The sequence below is a fragment of the Thalassospira xiamenensis M-5 = DSM 17429 genome (assembly GCF_000300235.2).
Classification (GTDB): domain Bacteria; phylum Pseudomonadota; class Alphaproteobacteria; order Rhodospirillales; family Thalassospiraceae; genus Thalassospira; species Thalassospira xiamenensis.
This window is the reverse complement of the sequence record NZ_CP004388.1, coordinates 2756267-2771846: the sequence shown is the minus strand read 5'-3', so window position 1 is coordinate 2771846 and position 15580 is coordinate 2756267. Positions and strand designations below refer to the sequence as shown.

The 15580-nt window shown below is 55.3% G+C and carries 10 protein-coding genes; 8 read left to right on the top strand and 2 right to left on the bottom strand.

Going from position 1 to position 15580, the window contains the following annotated elements:
* Positions 1-536 precede the first annotated feature (536 nt).
* From TH3_RS13030 to TH3_RS13020, 3 genes are all read left to right on the top strand, one after another.
* On the top strand, positions 537-1844 hold the full coding sequence (locus tag TH3_RS13030) for an MFS transporter (protein WP_233421771.1): 1308 nt from the start codon (positions 537-539) through the stop codon (positions 1842-1844).
* A 119-nt stretch (positions 1845-1963) separates the two neighbouring features.
* Positions 1964-2551, top strand: coding sequence for an ANTAR domain-containing response regulator (locus tag TH3_RS13025; protein ID WP_007091383.1), 588 nt, complete (start codon positions 1964-1966; stop codon positions 2549-2551).
* A 3-nt stretch (positions 2552-2554) separates the two neighbouring features.
* On the top strand, positions 2555-3751 hold the full coding sequence (locus tag TH3_RS13020) for a CmpA/NrtA family ABC transporter substrate-binding protein (RefSeq protein ID WP_007091384.1): 1197 nt from the start codon (positions 2555-2557) through the stop codon (positions 3749-3751).
* Between the two features lie 51 nt (positions 3752-3802).
* Here TH3_RS13020 and TH3_RS13015 read toward each other — a convergent pair whose 3' ends face one another.
* A complete protein-coding gene (locus TH3_RS13015; RefSeq protein ID WP_007091385.1) occupies positions 3803-4516 on the bottom strand; it encodes a GNAT family N-acetyltransferase in 714 nt (237 codons plus the stop codon).
* A 627-nt stretch (positions 4517-5143) separates the two neighbouring features.
* Here TH3_RS13015 and TH3_RS13010 point away from each other — a divergent pair.
* The 5 genes from TH3_RS13010 to TH3_RS12990 all read left to right on the top strand — a co-directional run bounded on the left by TH3_RS13010 (position 5144) and on the right by TH3_RS12990 (position 12175).
* Positions 5144-6976: an ABC transporter ATP-binding protein gene (locus TH3_RS13010; RefSeq protein ID WP_007091386.1), complete on the top strand. Its 1833-nt coding sequence runs from the start codon at positions 5144-5146 to the stop codon at positions 6974-6976.
* A 66-nt stretch (positions 6977-7042) separates the two neighbouring features.
* Entirely contained in the window at positions 7043-8575 is a 1533-nt protein-coding gene (locus TH3_RS13005) for an ABC transporter substrate-binding protein (RefSeq protein ID WP_007091387.1), read from the top strand.
* A gap of 69 nt (positions 8576-8644) precedes the next feature.
* Positions 8645-9568 (top strand): ABC transporter permease, encoded by a 924-nt coding sequence (locus TH3_RS13000; RefSeq protein ID WP_007091388.1) that lies wholly within the window; start codon positions 8645-8647, stop codon positions 9566-9568.
* A 4-nt stretch (positions 9569-9572) separates the two neighbouring features.
* On the top strand, positions 9573-10427 hold the full coding sequence (locus TH3_RS12995; protein WP_007091389.1) for an ABC transporter permease: 855 nt from the start codon (positions 9573-9575) through the stop codon (positions 10425-10427).
* Positions 10424-12175: a M14 family metallopeptidase gene (locus TH3_RS12990; protein WP_007091390.1), complete on the top strand. Its 1752-nt coding sequence runs from the start codon at positions 10424-10426 to the stop codon at positions 12173-12175. The genes TH3_RS12995 and TH3_RS12990 overlap by 4 nt, the downstream gene beginning before the upstream one ends.
* 63 nt (positions 12176-12238) lie before the next feature.
* On the opposite strand, the gene TH3_RS12985 is transcribed toward TH3_RS12990, so the two are convergent.
* Positions 12239-15580 (bottom strand): error-prone DNA polymerase, encoded by a 3342-nt coding sequence (locus TH3_RS12985; protein ID WP_040059901.1) that lies wholly within the window; start codon positions 15578-15580, stop codon positions 12239-12241.

Here is a 15580-nt window from a genome sequence, read left to right as displayed (position 1 = left end):
ATTTTAAAACAGATTTCTGATGCCTGCGGGATAAGCAAAAATTGCGCGAAACCTGTGATTGTTTAAAAAATAACCACACGCAAAATGATGAGATTAAAAAATGTGCAAATACAAGGCTCGTTGATGGGGTGGGTTTTCTGTTTGTGTGGTTGCGGTGGTTAAAATGCTTTGGATTTCAGGTGATTATTTGAAAATTTCCGCAACGCGAAAAAATTGGCGCGCGGTTTGCACAACTTGTTTCGTGTGAGCCGCTTCGATGGAAGCAGGCCCAATGACGGGTGACTCACAGTTCTTCGTCCAATGGCGGGCGATCAGACGTTCGATTTTGGCGCGCAACGATGGCGCAGCCGCAGTCGAAACGAATGACGGGCCGCCAGCGGAATCCATCTGATGAAGCGTGCGGCCCTTGGGGAAATAACCGTCGGTCGCGACAACCGGGAAACCGGTTCGGAGTGACCCAAACGAAGGGCTTCATTGTTATGGAAATCAAAAACAAGGCTCCGCGCATCAATCTCTTCAGTCTTAGGACTGTTCAGATGCGGACTTTCCACCTGACCTGGCTTGCCTTCTTCCTGTGTTTCTTTGGCTGGTTCGGTATTGCGCCGCTGATGCCGCTTGTGCGTGACGATCTTGGCCTGACCAAGGGTGAAATCGGCAATACCATCATCGCGTCTGTCGCGATCACGGTTCTGGTCCGTCTTCTGATCGGGCCGCTTTGCGATAAAATCGGCCCGCGCAAGACCTATACGGCGTTGCTAGTTATCGGTTCCCTGCCGGTCATGCTGATCGGGCTTGCCGACAGCTATGAAACATTCCTGCTGGCGCGTCTTGCCATCGGCTCGATCGGGGCATCGTTCGTGATCACGCAGTATCATACCTCGACCATGTTTGCGCCGAACGTCGTTGGGACGGCAAACGCGACCACGGCGGGCTGGGGTAACCTTGGCGGTGGTGTGACACAGATGGCCATGCCGCTGATCCTTGCCATGGTGCTTGGCTTTGGTGTTTCGGAAACCATGGGCTGGCGTCTGGCGATGGTCTTCCCGGGTGTGATCATGCTGGTGGTTGCCGTGCTTTACTGGTTCTTTACCACCGATGCGCCGGATGGCAATTATGCCGATATGCGCAAAAGCGGTGCTCTGTCGCCGGAAGATGATCATGCCGGTGCGACCAAGGGCATGCTGGCCGCGGCCAAGGATTACCGGGTCTGGGCGCTGTTTCTGGTATACGGGGCGTGTTTCGGTGTCGAGCTTACGATCAACAACATCGCCGCGATCTATTTCTTTGACCGGTTTGAACTTAGCCTTCAGACCGCCGGTCTGATTGCCGGTCTGTTTGGTTTGATGAACATCTTTGCCCGCACGCTGGGCGGGGTGTTTTCCGACAAGTTTGCCGCCAAGGGCGGGCTTTCGGGGCGGGTCAAATTCCTGTTTCTGGCGCTGTTCATTGAAGGTGTTGCGCTTGTTGCGTTTTCGATGATGGATGCGCTGGTCATCGCGGTGTCGATGATGGTGGTCTTCTCGCTTTTCGTGCAGATGTCCGAAGGAGCGACATTCGGGATTGTTCCGTTTGTTAACCGCAAGGCGCTTGGTTCGGTTGCCGGTATTGTTGGTGCGGGCGGGAATGCCGGGGCGGTTGCCGCGGGCTTCCTGTTCAAATCCGAAGCACTGACCTATCAGCAGGGACTGATGTATCTTGGTATTGCCGTGATTGTCTGTTCCTTTGCAGCCCTTGCGGTTCGTTTCTCGGAAAAGACCGTGGCCGAGGAAAAGGAACGTTTCGAAAAAGCCATGCAGGAACGCGATGCGCTGCCATCCGGTGCGCAGGCGGTTCCGGCGGAATAACATACGATCTTTCCGGGATGCGGCATGTGCCGCATCCCGGTTTCCACCGGGCCATCAAGGTCCGGGGCGAAAAAGAACAGACAGGAGAGAGGCCTTGATCGTCAGGGAAAAGGTTCTAAATGAAGCTTGAAGACTTCAGCATTCTGGTGATCGACGAAAACCCGGACCGTGCCGCGATTGTCGAGCGCGGCCTTGTCGAAAGTGGCTATACCCGTGTCAGCCGCATCGGCACGTCATACAATCTGGTCGAACGCATTCAGGCGTTGGCCCCCGACATCATCATCATTGATCTTGAAAACCCGGACCGTGATACGCTTGAACAGATGTTTCAGGTATCGCGTGTTATTGCACGCCCGATTGCGATGTTTGTCGATCAAAGCGACAGCAATACGATCCGCGAGGCGGTCGAGGCCGGGGTCAGTGCCTATGTCGTTGATGGCTTGCGCCAGGATCGTATTCGGCCCATCGTCGAAATGGCCATTTCGCGTTTTAACGCGTTCGATCAATTGCGCCGCGAACGCGACGAGGCCAAGGCCAAGCTGAATGATCGCAAGCTGATCGACCGGGCCAAAGGATTGTTGATGCAGGAAAAGGGGCTGAGTGAGGATGAGGCCTATAACCTGCTGCGCAAAAACGCCATGAAACAGAACCGCAAAATTTCTGAAATCGCGCAAAGCGTGATCACGGCCTTTCAGTTGGAGTTCTAACGCATGTCCCTTAAACAGGTTCGACTTGGCTTTGTACCGCTTGTGGATTGTGCCCTGCCTGTCGTGGCGCGTGCCAAGGGCTTTGCCGAGGAAGAAAATATCGACCTGACCCTGATCCGGGAAATGTCCTGGGCGGCCATTCGCGACAAGCTGTCTTATGGGGTTTATGATGCGGCGCATCTGCTTGCGGGTATTCCGCTGGCAGCGCGGCTAGGGCTTGGCGGGATGCCCTCGCAACGCATTGCGGTTCCTATGGCGCTGGGGCGCGGCGGGAATGCGATTACGGTTTCAACCCGGCTTTATCAGCGGATGCTTGAAGCAGATCCGGCGGCGATGCATGGGCCGCGCGGGCTTTCGGCGCGGGCGCTTAAAAAGGTGATCGACGAGGACCGGGCGGATGGTCGCCCGATCATGTCCTTTGCGACCGTATTCCCGTATTCGAGCCATAATTACGAACTGCGTTACTGGATGGCGGCGGGCGGTATTGACCCGGACAAGGACGTCAATATCGGCGTCATCGCACCGCCGCGCATGTTTGACAGTCTGCGCAATGGCTGGGTCGATGGGTATTGCGTGGGGGAACCGTGGAACCAGCGGGCGGTATTCCACGGGGACGGGGTGATTGTCGCGCTTAAGGAAGATATCTGGGCGCGTAGCCCGGAAAAGGTTCTTGGCGTGCGCGAAGACTGGGTGCAATCCAATCCCGATACGGTGGATGCGCTGGTGCGTGCGCTTGTCCGTTCAGCGGAATGGGCCGATCAGCCGGAAAACCGCACCGAACTGGCGCAATTGCTGTCTGGTGAAAATCACGTCGGGGCATCGTTTGATATTCTGCGGGCCTCGTTACTTGGCCGGCCGGTGCTTAAACCCGGTGACAATCCGATTGAGGCGCCTGATCGTCATGTGTTTTATCGCTATACCGCCACGTTCCCGTGGCTGTCGCAGGGGGCGTGGGTTGGCACACAGATGCAGCGTTGGGGGCAGGTTGATGCCTCCGTTGATTTCGGTACGCTTATTTCCGACATTTATCGTCCTGATCTTTATCGTCGTGCGGTCAAGGGGCTTGATGTTGCGCTTCCGCATGATGACTGGCGGGTCGAGGGCGCGAATGATGCCGCCGACCGGGCGTTTGTCGGCCCGGATGCGTTTCTGGATAACAGCATATTCGACATGCGCAGCTTTGCCGGTGTCGGGGAATAAAACCGGCACCGGACCAGAGGCGTGTTTCATGGGGCGCTATTATGGGCGCGATTATGCCCTGCGGAAGCTTTGCAGGCTGTTGCGTTGTTTGCCGGTTTCATCAAAGTTGCCGGGGGCAAGCCATGCTTCGAAAGCGGCCCTGACCATCGGCCATTCAAGATCGGTAATCGAAAACCATGCGGTATCGCGGTTGCGGTCCTTATAGACCATGTGGTTGCGGAAGGTGCCTTCGTAGGTGAAGCCATATCGCAGGGCGGCGGCACGTGATGGGGCGTTCTGATCGTCGCATTTCCATTCGTACCGGCGGTAACCCAGTTCGTCAAAGGCGCGCTTCATCATCAGATACATCGCCTCTGTCCCGCCGATGGTTTTCGAAAGCGCCGGGGAATAGTTGATATTGCCGATTTCAATGCCGCCAAATTTGGTATCGATCCGCATGAAGGCGGCAATGCCGACGGCCTTATTTGATGCCTTGTCGATGATGGTATGAAGCATCGGGTCGCGGGTGGCGGCCATGCTTTCAAGCCACGCCTGATAAGCATCAAAATCCTCGAACGCATCGGTGAAAAGATAGGTAAAGCGCGATCCATCCATGGCTGTGCGGTTGGCGTCAAATAGTTGTCTGGCGTCGCGTTTCACATCGGTCGGACTGACAATGACATGGCGGCCAGCCATGTCGCTGCGTGGTGGCATCTGGCATTCTTTCCAGTTTTCAACCGGGCGACCGACCGGTTGGCCAAATTCGTTTTTATGTTCGGATGGCATCTGATGACCTTTGTTGCGGGGCGAGGGAGCATGCAGTCTGGGATATTAGTGGTGCGCCATAAAGAGCCGTTTTGGTAAAATTAATGGTGCCAATTTTCTGACCGGAAAGGGGTATCCCAAAACCGGCCATGGTTTGGCAAAGGGAAGGATGGTTGGTGCCGGTGCATGAGGAGTCTTCGGGGTGGGTTCCGAAAGCGATGTGATGGGTTCGTCTTTTGATTGTGAAGTGCGTTGGCATACACCAGAAACATGGTGAAATGTTGCGATGCAAAATTGTGGTTTTGAAACAAACCTTTAATACGTTCGGGCTGTGCAGTGGATTATGCGGCAGCAGGGCATTTAAACCGAATTGAATTTAGTGAAATTCAATTCGTTGACAATTTGTCGAATAAATGATGAGGTTTGTATACAAAATAAAAAACCATGAATTCGGTATCAGGGTTGTTGGCAATCGTCGTTAAGAGGGACCGCGTTACAACTTTCCGTTACGCATGATCAGAAGGTCACGGCCCCCACCGTGCCTGAAGAAAATTCCTTCTTTGCGGCCATCGTTTCTTGCAGCACTGACACCGGTTTGACCGGTGCGCGCCACCCGCGCATCCGCCTTACATTGCCGAGGATGTTTGCGTGACTGATGCTGTTTCTGTTCCGATCCTGTCCGTCGAAGATTTGTCCGTTGAGTTCGGCGACAGCCGGGTTATCGAAAATCTGAGTTTTGCCGTGAAACCCGGAAGGACATTGGCAATTGTCGGAGAGTCCGGATCGGGCAAGTCGGTGACATCGATGTCGATCATGCGTCTGGCTGATATGATGGGCGCATCCTATGCATCGGGGCGTATCCGGTTTACGTCAAAAGATCGCGATGAAGATTTGCTGGCACTGTCGCAAAAACAGATGCGCCGCATTCGCGGCAAAGACATCGCGATGATCTTTCAGGAACCGATGACGTCGCTGAATCCGGTTTTCACCATCGGCGATCAGATTGCGGAATCCCTGATGCTGCATGAAGGCATGTCCAAGCCCGATGCGCTTGTTGAAAGCAAACGGCTGCTTGATATGGTGCGGCTGCCCGATGCGCAGGAACTTTTGGGGCGGTATCCCCATCAGCTTTCGGGCGGGATGCGCCAGCGCGTCATGATTGCCATGGCGCTTGCCTGTCGGCCCAAGGTCCTGATTGCGGATGAACCGACCACGGCCCTTGATGTGACCATTCAGGCGCAAATTTTGACCATCATCCGTGATCTGCAACAGGAACTTGGCATGGCGGTGATTTTCATCACCCATGACATGGGGGTTGTTGCCGAGGTTGCCGATGATGTTGTCGTCATGTGGAAGGGCAAGAAGGTCGAAGAAGGCACGGTTGCCGATATTTTTGCCAATCCGGCCCATCCCTATACACAGACATTGCTATCCGCAGTTCCGAAACTGGGCAGCATGACGGGCGAAGCATTCCCCAAACGGTTCCCGGTGACGATGATGGATGGCGATACGCCGCGTCTGGTCGGGACGGAGCATATCCAGAATACCGCACGTTACGACGAGGCCCCGTTATTGTCGGTGCGTGATCTGGTAACGCGCTTTGATATCAAAAAGGGCCTGTTTGGCGGGGTTTCCCACCGGGTTCACGCGGTCGAGAATGTCAGTTTTGATATTTATCGCGGTGAAACGCTGGCGCTTGTCGGGGAGTCCGGATCGGGCAAATCGACCATTGGCCGCACGATCCAGCAATTGCAAAAGGCAACGGCGGGCAATATCAGTTTCGAAGGTCGCGCATTCAGTGACATGGGCAAAGGCGAACAGCAGCGCCTGCGTCAGGAGATCCAGTATATCTTTCAGGATCCGTTTGCGTCCCTTGATCCGCGCAAGAAAATCGGATTTTCGATTGCCGAGCCGATCCGCACGCACCGACTGATTGACGGTGAAAAACAGATTGCTGCGCGGGTTGACCAGTTGCTGGAGCGGGTCGGCCTGACATCGGCCCATGCTAACCGTTACCCGCATGAATTTTCCGGTGGTCAGCGCCAGCGTATCTGCATTGCGCGCGCGTTGGCATCCAATCCCAAGCTGATCATCGCCGACGAAGCCCTTTCGGCCCTTGATGTGTCGATCCAGGCGCAGATCATCAATCTGTTCATGGAACTTCAGGAAGAACATGGGCTTGCGTATCTGTTCATCAGCCATGACATGGCGGTGGTTGAAAAAATGAGCCATCGGGTCGCCGTGCTTTATCTTGGTCAGGTTGCCGAACTTGGATCGCGTCAGCAGGTTCTTGAAACGCCAACCCATCCCTATACCCAGCGGCTTCTGAGTGCCGTGCCGGTCGCCGACCCCACAATCGTGCGCGACCGCATCCTGATGGATGGTGAAATTCCAAGCCCGATCCGTCGGGTCGGTGATGAGCCGGCCATTCTTGCCCATCGCGAAATTGCGCCCGGTCACTTTGTGGCCGACGCACGTTAAGCGGCCCTTGGGTCGCAAGCCTTGTCTCCCCTCGCGCCAAGCCACCAACAACGGAGAAAAAATAACATGACGAAAAAACAGGGAATGCGCAGTGCGCTGATGGCTCTTGCCTTTGCGGGCGGTCTGATGGCAACTGCGCCGGCATATGCCGAAGGCACCTTGACCATTTCATCACCACAGGACCCCGGTAGCTGGGACCCGGTCGATACGTTTCTGGTCAACTGGTCGTCGGTTGCGACCAATATTTATGACGGTCTGACCTATCGCGGACCGGATGCCAAACTGGTTCCGGGGCTTGCGTCATCATGGGAAGAATTTGATGGCGGCACGCGCATCCGTTTCCATCTGCGTGAAGGCGTGACCTTCCAGAATGGCGAACCGTTCAATGCCGAAGCGGTCAAATTCACCTTTGATCGCCTGATGGGTGATGAAGGCAAAAAAGGGCCACAGCGGTCAAACTATGCTGCGATCAAATCGGTCGAAGTTATTGACGAAAACACCGTCGACATGCATCTGACCCAGCCGGATCCGGTGCTTCTGACCAAGCTTGCCGGTTATGGTGCGATGATTGTTCCGCCGAAATATATCGCGGAAAAAGGCGAAGATTATTTCAACGCCCATCCGATCGGCACCGGTCCGTTCAAAATGGTTTCCTATGAGCCGAAAGTTGGTCTGACACTTGAAGCCTATGCTGATCATTGGGGCGGTGCGCCGAAACTTTCAACCATCAAGTATCGCTTCATCAGTGAACCGTCGACCGCGGTTGCGGAACTTCAGGCCGGGAACGTTGACCTTGTCATTCCGCCGACCATTCCGATTGGCATGATCCCGACCATTCAGGAAGACGAAAATATCGATATCGTCACCACCGTAAGCCCTACGGTTTATGCGCTTCGCTTTAATACCGGCAATGGCATCACGGCGGATGAAAAAGTCCGTAAGGCGATGATTTACGGTGTGGATCGTCAGGCGATCATTGACTCGATCCTTGGTGGTCAGGCAGCGCCGATTGCAAGTTTCCAGGGTGAATTGTCGTTTGGTAACGATCCGTCGATGAAACCGTTGCCGTATGATCCGGCCAAGGCACAGGCGCTTCTGAAAGAAGCCGGTGTTGCACCGGGTACGAAAATCCAGATCGACATTCGCGGCAATGACGCAACCTTTAACGAAGTTGCCCAGGCCGTTGCCAGCTACCTTCAGGTGATTGGCCTGAACGCTACGATCAAGCCTTATGAAACCAACGTTCTGCTTAATGACATCATTCCGGCGGGTAAAACCGGTGCGATGTTCCAGCAGTCGTGGGGCGGCTGGACGCTTGATTATGATAACACCGCTTACTTCATGTATCACACGGGCGAAAAGTGGAACCCGTATGACAGCGATCCGGAACTCGACAAGCTGCTGGAATCCCAGCGTGCGATTACCGACCGTGCCAAACGTGAAGAAATCCTGCAGTCGATTGCGCATTACACCGCTGATCGCGCGCTGGAAATGCCGCTTTATAACCTCAATGCGATCTTTGGGGTTTCCAAGCGCGTCAAGAATTTCACCCCGGTTCCCGACAGCCGTCTGCGCCTGACGGAAGTGACTGTCGACTGATGTGAAACGAAAGCCGCCCGGACAGATGCCGGGCGGCTTTCATGCCTATTTCTTTAAAGGACAAGTGTTTTGGCTGGTTTTCTGATCAAACGCCTTTTGCAGGCGATTTTCGTGGTCGTCGCGGTGACATTGATTGTCTCGTTTGCCATCCGTTTGACGGGTGACCCGGCGCTGATGCTAAGCCAGGGGGCCGGCAGCATCACCGAGGAAGACCTTGCACGTATTCGTGAATCCCTTGGTTTGAACCAGCCATTTTTTGTTCAGTATGCCGATTTCATGCTGGGGCTTTTCAGCCTTGATTTCGGTAGATCCTTCCTTGGTGGAACGCAGGTTTCCACCCTGATTGGCAATGCATTGCCCGCTACCCTGATGCTGGCGTTTGCATCGATGTTCGTATCCATCGTGATTTCGATCCCTCTGGGGATCAAGGCGGCCATTTCGCGTGGCAAATGGCCCGATCAGGTCATTCGCATCCTGTCGCTGGTCGGGTTGTCATTCCCGAATTTCTGGCTGGCGATCATGCTGGTGCTGTTGCTGTCGATTACTTTCCGGCTTCTGCCGCCAAGTGGCATGACGGGTATTGAGAACTTCATCATGCCAGCCATCACCATGGGGGTGATCCTGACCGCGACCAATGTGCGGCTTGTGCGGACCTCGATGCTGGAAACCCTTCAGTCGCAATACATCATGGTCGCGCGCGCCAAGGGGCTTAGCGAGAATGTCGTGCTGTATAAACACGCGCTTCGCAACTGTGCGATCCCGCTTGTTACCTATTTCGGTTTGCAGTTTGGCAACCTTCTGGGCGGGATTGTTGTCGTTGAGCTGGTGTTTAACTGGCCGGGAATGGGCACGCTGGCCTTTGAGGCCGTTGGTGCACGTGATTATCCGGTTTTACAGGCTGTGATTACGGTTCTGTCGATCATGATTGTCGGGGTGAACCTGCTTGTCGACATTGCCTATGGCCTGATTGATCCACGTATCCGGACGGAGTAACCCCATGGCGACCACTGCAACCAAGGCGCGGTTTGCGCGTTTTAAAAATCTTGAATTCGTTCTGGGTGCTGTTCTGACCGGTGGCATCTGTTTTCTGGTCGTGTTTTCCGATCTGCTGTTTCCCGGCGGCGCGGACAAGATTGATCTTTCGGCCCGCCTGATCGCGCCGTTTACCAATGCCGATCATATTTTTGGCACCGATCCGCTCGGGCGTGATGTGTTGGCACGTGTGGTTTCAGGCGGCAAAATATCGCTTCAGGTTGGGTTGCTTTCCGTTGCCGGTGCCGTCGTCATTGGTGTGATCATGGGCCTGATATCGGGATATTATCGCGGTTTCTGGGACATGATCGTGATGCGCTTTGCCGATGTGCAGCTTGCATTGCCGTTCATTTTGCTGGCGATCACCTTTATCGCGATTATCGGCGGTGGACTGACCAACATGATCATTCTGCTGATCATTGCGCAATGGGTGCAATATGCCCGTCTGGTGCGGGGATCGGTTCTGTCGCTAAGGGATCGGGAATTCATCCAGTCGGCCAAGGCGATTGGCGTGCGCGATATTCATATCCTGTTCCGTCACCTTCTGCCCAACCTGATCGGGCCGGTGATTGTTCTGATGACGCTTAATGTTGCGACCAACATCCTGCTTGAAAGCAGCCTGACCTTCCTTGGGCTGGGGGTTGACCCCCTGATCCCAAGCTGGGGCGGGATGCTCGCGGATGGGCGGACCTATTTGCAGAATGCCTGGTGGGTATCGGTTTTCCCCGGGCTTGCCATTCTTCTGACCGTGCTTGGCCTGAACCTTCTGGGCGACTGGCTGCGCGATAGCCTTGACCCCACAGGCAGGACGTCCAAATGACACAGATTTTCGCCACCACCTTTGCGCCGACCCTCCCAAACCTGATTGATGAAATCGTCAAGACCGCCCGCCCCGAGCAGCTTATTGAGGCATGGTTGTTTAACGATGCCCAAACCCGTGCCGCGGCCGAGGCAAAGTTGGTCCAGCAGGGGATCAAGGCCCGCATTCGCAGTGCCTATAAGCCGCTTTTGCATTTCTTCCTTGAAGATATTGATCTGGCAAAATCAGGCATTGCCAATATCACGGTGCGTTATCCGCGCCATCAAAATGCGGCGGATAATCGCTTCCTGCTTGAAACCTATCCCTTGGCGGCCCTGGTTACGCCAGCCTTGATCACGTTTGAAGCATCGGATCGTTGCGATTGTACCTATGATGTGATCCTGCGCGGATCAGATGGGGTTGAAACCCGTCACGAAGTTTTTGCGCCAAACCGGGTGCATCAGGATGTGGTTGATGAAACCCACCTGTCGCCGACCGGCTGGGTGCGGATTATCGATGCCGATGGTCAGATTGTCCGCGATGAACGGACTGAAACCGAATATGAGGCGCTTTTTGCCCAAACCATGGCGGCCATTGCCGATTATGACTGGGGCGATCAGGAACCTTATTTCGAAGAACTGAATATCTCGGTTGATCTGCCGGGGCATGATCAGAAGATCGCCCATGGTCACGAGGTTCTGAGCCTGCATGAAGCCCTGCACGAGGATTTCTATTTCTCGCTGCTGGAATATTTTCAGGTCAAATCGGGCCGCCCGCTGGGTGATCGCGGATTGCAGCCGGGGCAGATCGTCCCGGAAATCCGTCAGGTATCCGGTGATGGTGACGCCCGGGTCACGGTTGAGTTACGCCCCCTGTCAAAAGACGAGACAGCGGGTGAGATGCAACAGATTGATCACGCCACCCGCCCATTGACGGTTGCGCAAATCCGCGCAGAGCTTGACGGGATCAGCGGCGAAGAATTCCATGCGACGTCGCGGTCCGGGCGTGTTTTGAATGCGCGCTATCACAAGGGGACGGATTTGCCGGTCATGATCAGTGGCGGGCAGCATCCCAACGAGATTTCCGGTGTTGCGGGCGCGCTTCGCGGGGCGTTGGAGCTGGCGAAACGTGATGGGGCACATTTCACGATTTCACCGCTGGAAAATCCGGATGGTTATGCCCTTCATCAGCGCCTGATTGTTGATAACCCGTTCCATATGCATCACGCGGCGCGCTATACAGCGCTTGGCGATGACATGGAATATCGCAGCGGTGATGGCCTTTATGAAAAGGAAATCCGGGTACGGGCGCGTGCCATCAGCGGGGCAAGCCTGCATGTCAATCTGCATGGCTATCCCTGCCATGAATGGACCCGGCCGCTTTCGGGATATGTTCCGCGCGGGTTTGGCATGTGGACCCTGCCAAAGGGGTTCTTCCTGATCATGCGTCATCATGATGAATGGTCGGAACGGGCGGAAAACTTTGTCGATCAGGTCACCCGAAAACTTGCCGCCATTCCGGGGCTTCTGGCATTCAATGCGGCACAGATCGATCTTTATCGCATTCATGCCGGTGAAACCGGTTTTCGGATCATCAATGGTTTCCCGTGTATGATTTCCATTGATGATCGTCATGACGTGCCGCTGACCCTGATTACCGAATATCCCGATGAAACGATCTATGGCGATGCCTTCATCGCGGCCCATACCGCGCAGATGGCAACGGTTGTTGCCGCCTATGATGCGTGGCAGAACCTTGATAAAGATTGATCGATCATGTCGGTCTTTTGCAAAACACCCCGGTGCAAATGCCGGGGTGTTTTCGTTTGGGGATTAGTGGAAATCGTGGCTGTCGACCTTAAGGCGTGATGTGTTTTGCTGTTTGCCGTGGCGTTGTTCAAGCTGATCAAGGTTCTGGGCCGCGGGGCCGGTCTGATCGGATGGTCCTGCGGTGGGCGTGGCCCAGCGCAGATTGCGGGGATGGGTGTTATTGGCGCGCGCAATGCGGGTGTTATCCGTCAGGCTTTGCAGCATCCCTGACAGGTCAACCAGTTTATCGGCAATGATGTGGGTGACACCGTCTTCGCGCTGAAGCTTGCCTGATACGCCAAGGACGGTTGCGGTCATGACCTCGCGGCGGAACTGTTCCATCACCTTGCTCCAGACGACCAGATTGGTGATGCCTGTTTCATCCTCAAGCGTTATGAAAACCACGCCGGACGAGGTGCCGGGGCGCTGGCGAACAATGGCAAGACCGGCATGGTTGATCCGTTCGTTATTCTTGAAATTGGCCAGATCGGTCGATTTGCACACCCCGGCTGCGGACAGGGCATCGCGCAGCATCGATACAGGGTGCCCCTTAAGCGATAGTCGCAGGCTGGCGTAATCTTCGATGATTTCTTCGCCCGGTCCCATGATTGGCAAGTTGACCGGGGCTTCGGGCCCGAATTCGGCGGAAACGCCCATATTGTGGTTGAAATTCTGGGCGGCTTCAAACAGGGGAAGGGCCGCCGGGGCCTTGCGCCCCTTGCCAAACCGGCGGACGGCCCATAACGCTTCGCGCCGGGACAGGCCAAGGGAGCCAAACGCATCGGCTTCGGCCAGTTTTTCAAGGGCGGCGGGTGACAGCCCGGTCTGGCGCGCCATCAGAAAGATATCCTGAAATCCGCCGGTCGGGCGGTTTGCGATCAGGGACAGGGCATCGAACTGCCCGAACCCCTTGATCTGGCGGAAGCCCAGCCGGACGGAAAGATGACCGCTGGCGCGGCCCAGTTCCCGTTCCAGATGATTGTCCCAGAAACTGTGATTGATATCGATTTCAAGCACCCGGACACCATGATTTTTGGCATCCGCAACCAGTTGCGCCGGGGCATAAAACCCCATCGGTTGCGCGTTCAGAAGCGCGCATAAAAACACATCGGGATGATGGCATTTAAGCCATGATGACGCATAGGCAAGGATGGCAAAACTGGCCGCGTGGCTTTCGGGAAAGCCGTAATCGGCGAAGCCTTCGATCTGTTTGAAGCACCGTTCGGCAAAGTCGATGTCATATCCATTTTTTTGCATGCCATTGATGAATTTGTCGCGATGCGCGCCAATCGTGCCGGTGCGGCGAAAGGTTGCCATGGCACGGCGCAATTCATCGGCCTCACCGCCAGTATAGCCGGCAGCCACGATGGCAATCTGCATGGCCTGTTCCTGAAACAAGGGCACGCCACAGGTGCGCTTTAAAACGGCTTCGAGTTCCTTTGACGGGTAATCGACCTTTTCGCGGCCCATGCGCCGTTGGAGGAAGGGGTGAACCATGCCGCCCTGGATCGGGCCGGGGCGGACAATGGCAACCTGAATGGTCAGGTCATAGATGCTGCGCGGTTTTAATCGTGGAAGCATGCTCATTTGCGCGCGAGATTCGACCTGAAACGTGCCGATGCTGTCGGCTTTTTCCAGCATGTCGTAAACCCGCCCGTCTTCCTTGGGAAGGGTTGCCAGATCATGATCGATATTCTTGTGGTTTCTCAATTCATCGAATGCCTTGCGAATACAGCTTAGCATTCCAAGGGCAAGCACATCGACCTTGAGGATGCCCAGCGCATCGATATCGTCCTTGTCCCATTCGATGGTGGTGCGGTCCTCCATCGCGGCATTGGCAATCGGGGACAGTTCGCATAATGGGCCACGAGTGATGACAAAGCCACCGACATGCTGGGACAGATGGCGGGGGAACCCGGTCAGTTCGCCTGCCAGATCAAGAACGGCTTTCAGACGCGGTTCATCTGGATGAATGCCCGACTGGCGCATCATTTCATCATGCGCGCCCTTGCTGCCCGATCCCCAGATGGTTTTGGTCAGTTTGATAATGGTGTCTTCGGGCAGGCCGAACACCTTGCCGACATCGCGGATGGCGCTTCGCGACCGGTATGAAATCACGGTTGCCGTCAATCCGGCCCGTTCCCGGCCATAACGTTGATAGATATGCTGGATCACCTCTTCGCGGCGTTCATGTTCGAAATCGACATCAATGTCGGGTGGCTCGTTCCGCGCGTTGCTGATGAAGCGCGAAAACAGAAGTTCCACCTTGGCCGGGTCGACCGATGTGACATGCAGACAGAAACAGACCGATGAATTGGCGGCCGATCCGCGTCCCTGACACAGAATGTTTTGCGATCTGGCAAAGGCGACAATGTTGTGCACCGTCAGGAAATAGGGGGCATAGCCGAGTTCGTCGATCAGTTTGAGTTCGGCCTCAATCAATCCCCGGACCTTGTCGGGAATGCCGTCGGGATAGCGTTTATGCGCGCCTTCCCATGTCAGGCGGGTCAGGCGTTCCTGCGTGCCTTCGCCCGATCCGTCATTTTCATCGGGATATTCATAGCGTAATTCGGATAAGGAAAACCGACATTGATCGGCGATTTCAATCGTGCGAGCCAGCCATTCGGGATGGGTCGGGAAAAGTTTCGCCATGTCCTGCGGGCTTTTGATATGGCGTTCGCCATTGGGAAACAACCGATATCCGGCATCCTCGATCCGGCAATGATGGCGAATACAGGTCAGGACATCCTGCAACGGTTTGCGCGAGCGGACATGCATGTGCACGTCATTGGTGACAACTGCGGGGATGGCAAGTTCTGCCTCGACCGCCTCGGTAAAGGCCAGCCGTTCGCTATCAAACCCGTCCATGAACCGACCGATGGCAAGCCAAAGCTGGCCCGATAAATGGCGTTTAAGGTCGATCAGCTGCGTGCGAAAGATGTCATCGGGGACTTGTGGCGGGACCGCGATGAAGAGCAATCCGTCGGCATGACTTATGATATCGGCCAGATAAATTTCGCATTCGCCCTTTGGCGCGCGGCGTTTACCAAGGGTCAGTAACCGGCATAACCGGGCATAGGCCATGCGGTCCGTCGGATAACATAACAGCGACGGACCATCGACGGGATCAAGCCGACAGCCGACAATATAATTCAGCCGGTCCCTGTGGGGCTGATGTGCGGTGTGGCCACGCACGACCCCGGCCAAGGTGTTGCAGTCGGTTATCGCAATAGCATGCAGTCCCTTGGTTGCGGCCATAAGAACCAGTTCCTCGGCGTGGGAGGCCCCGCGCAGGAAGGAAAAATTGCTGCTGACCTGTAATTCGGCATAGGCAGGTGCCGATTGCTGAAGGGGGAAATCGGTCAT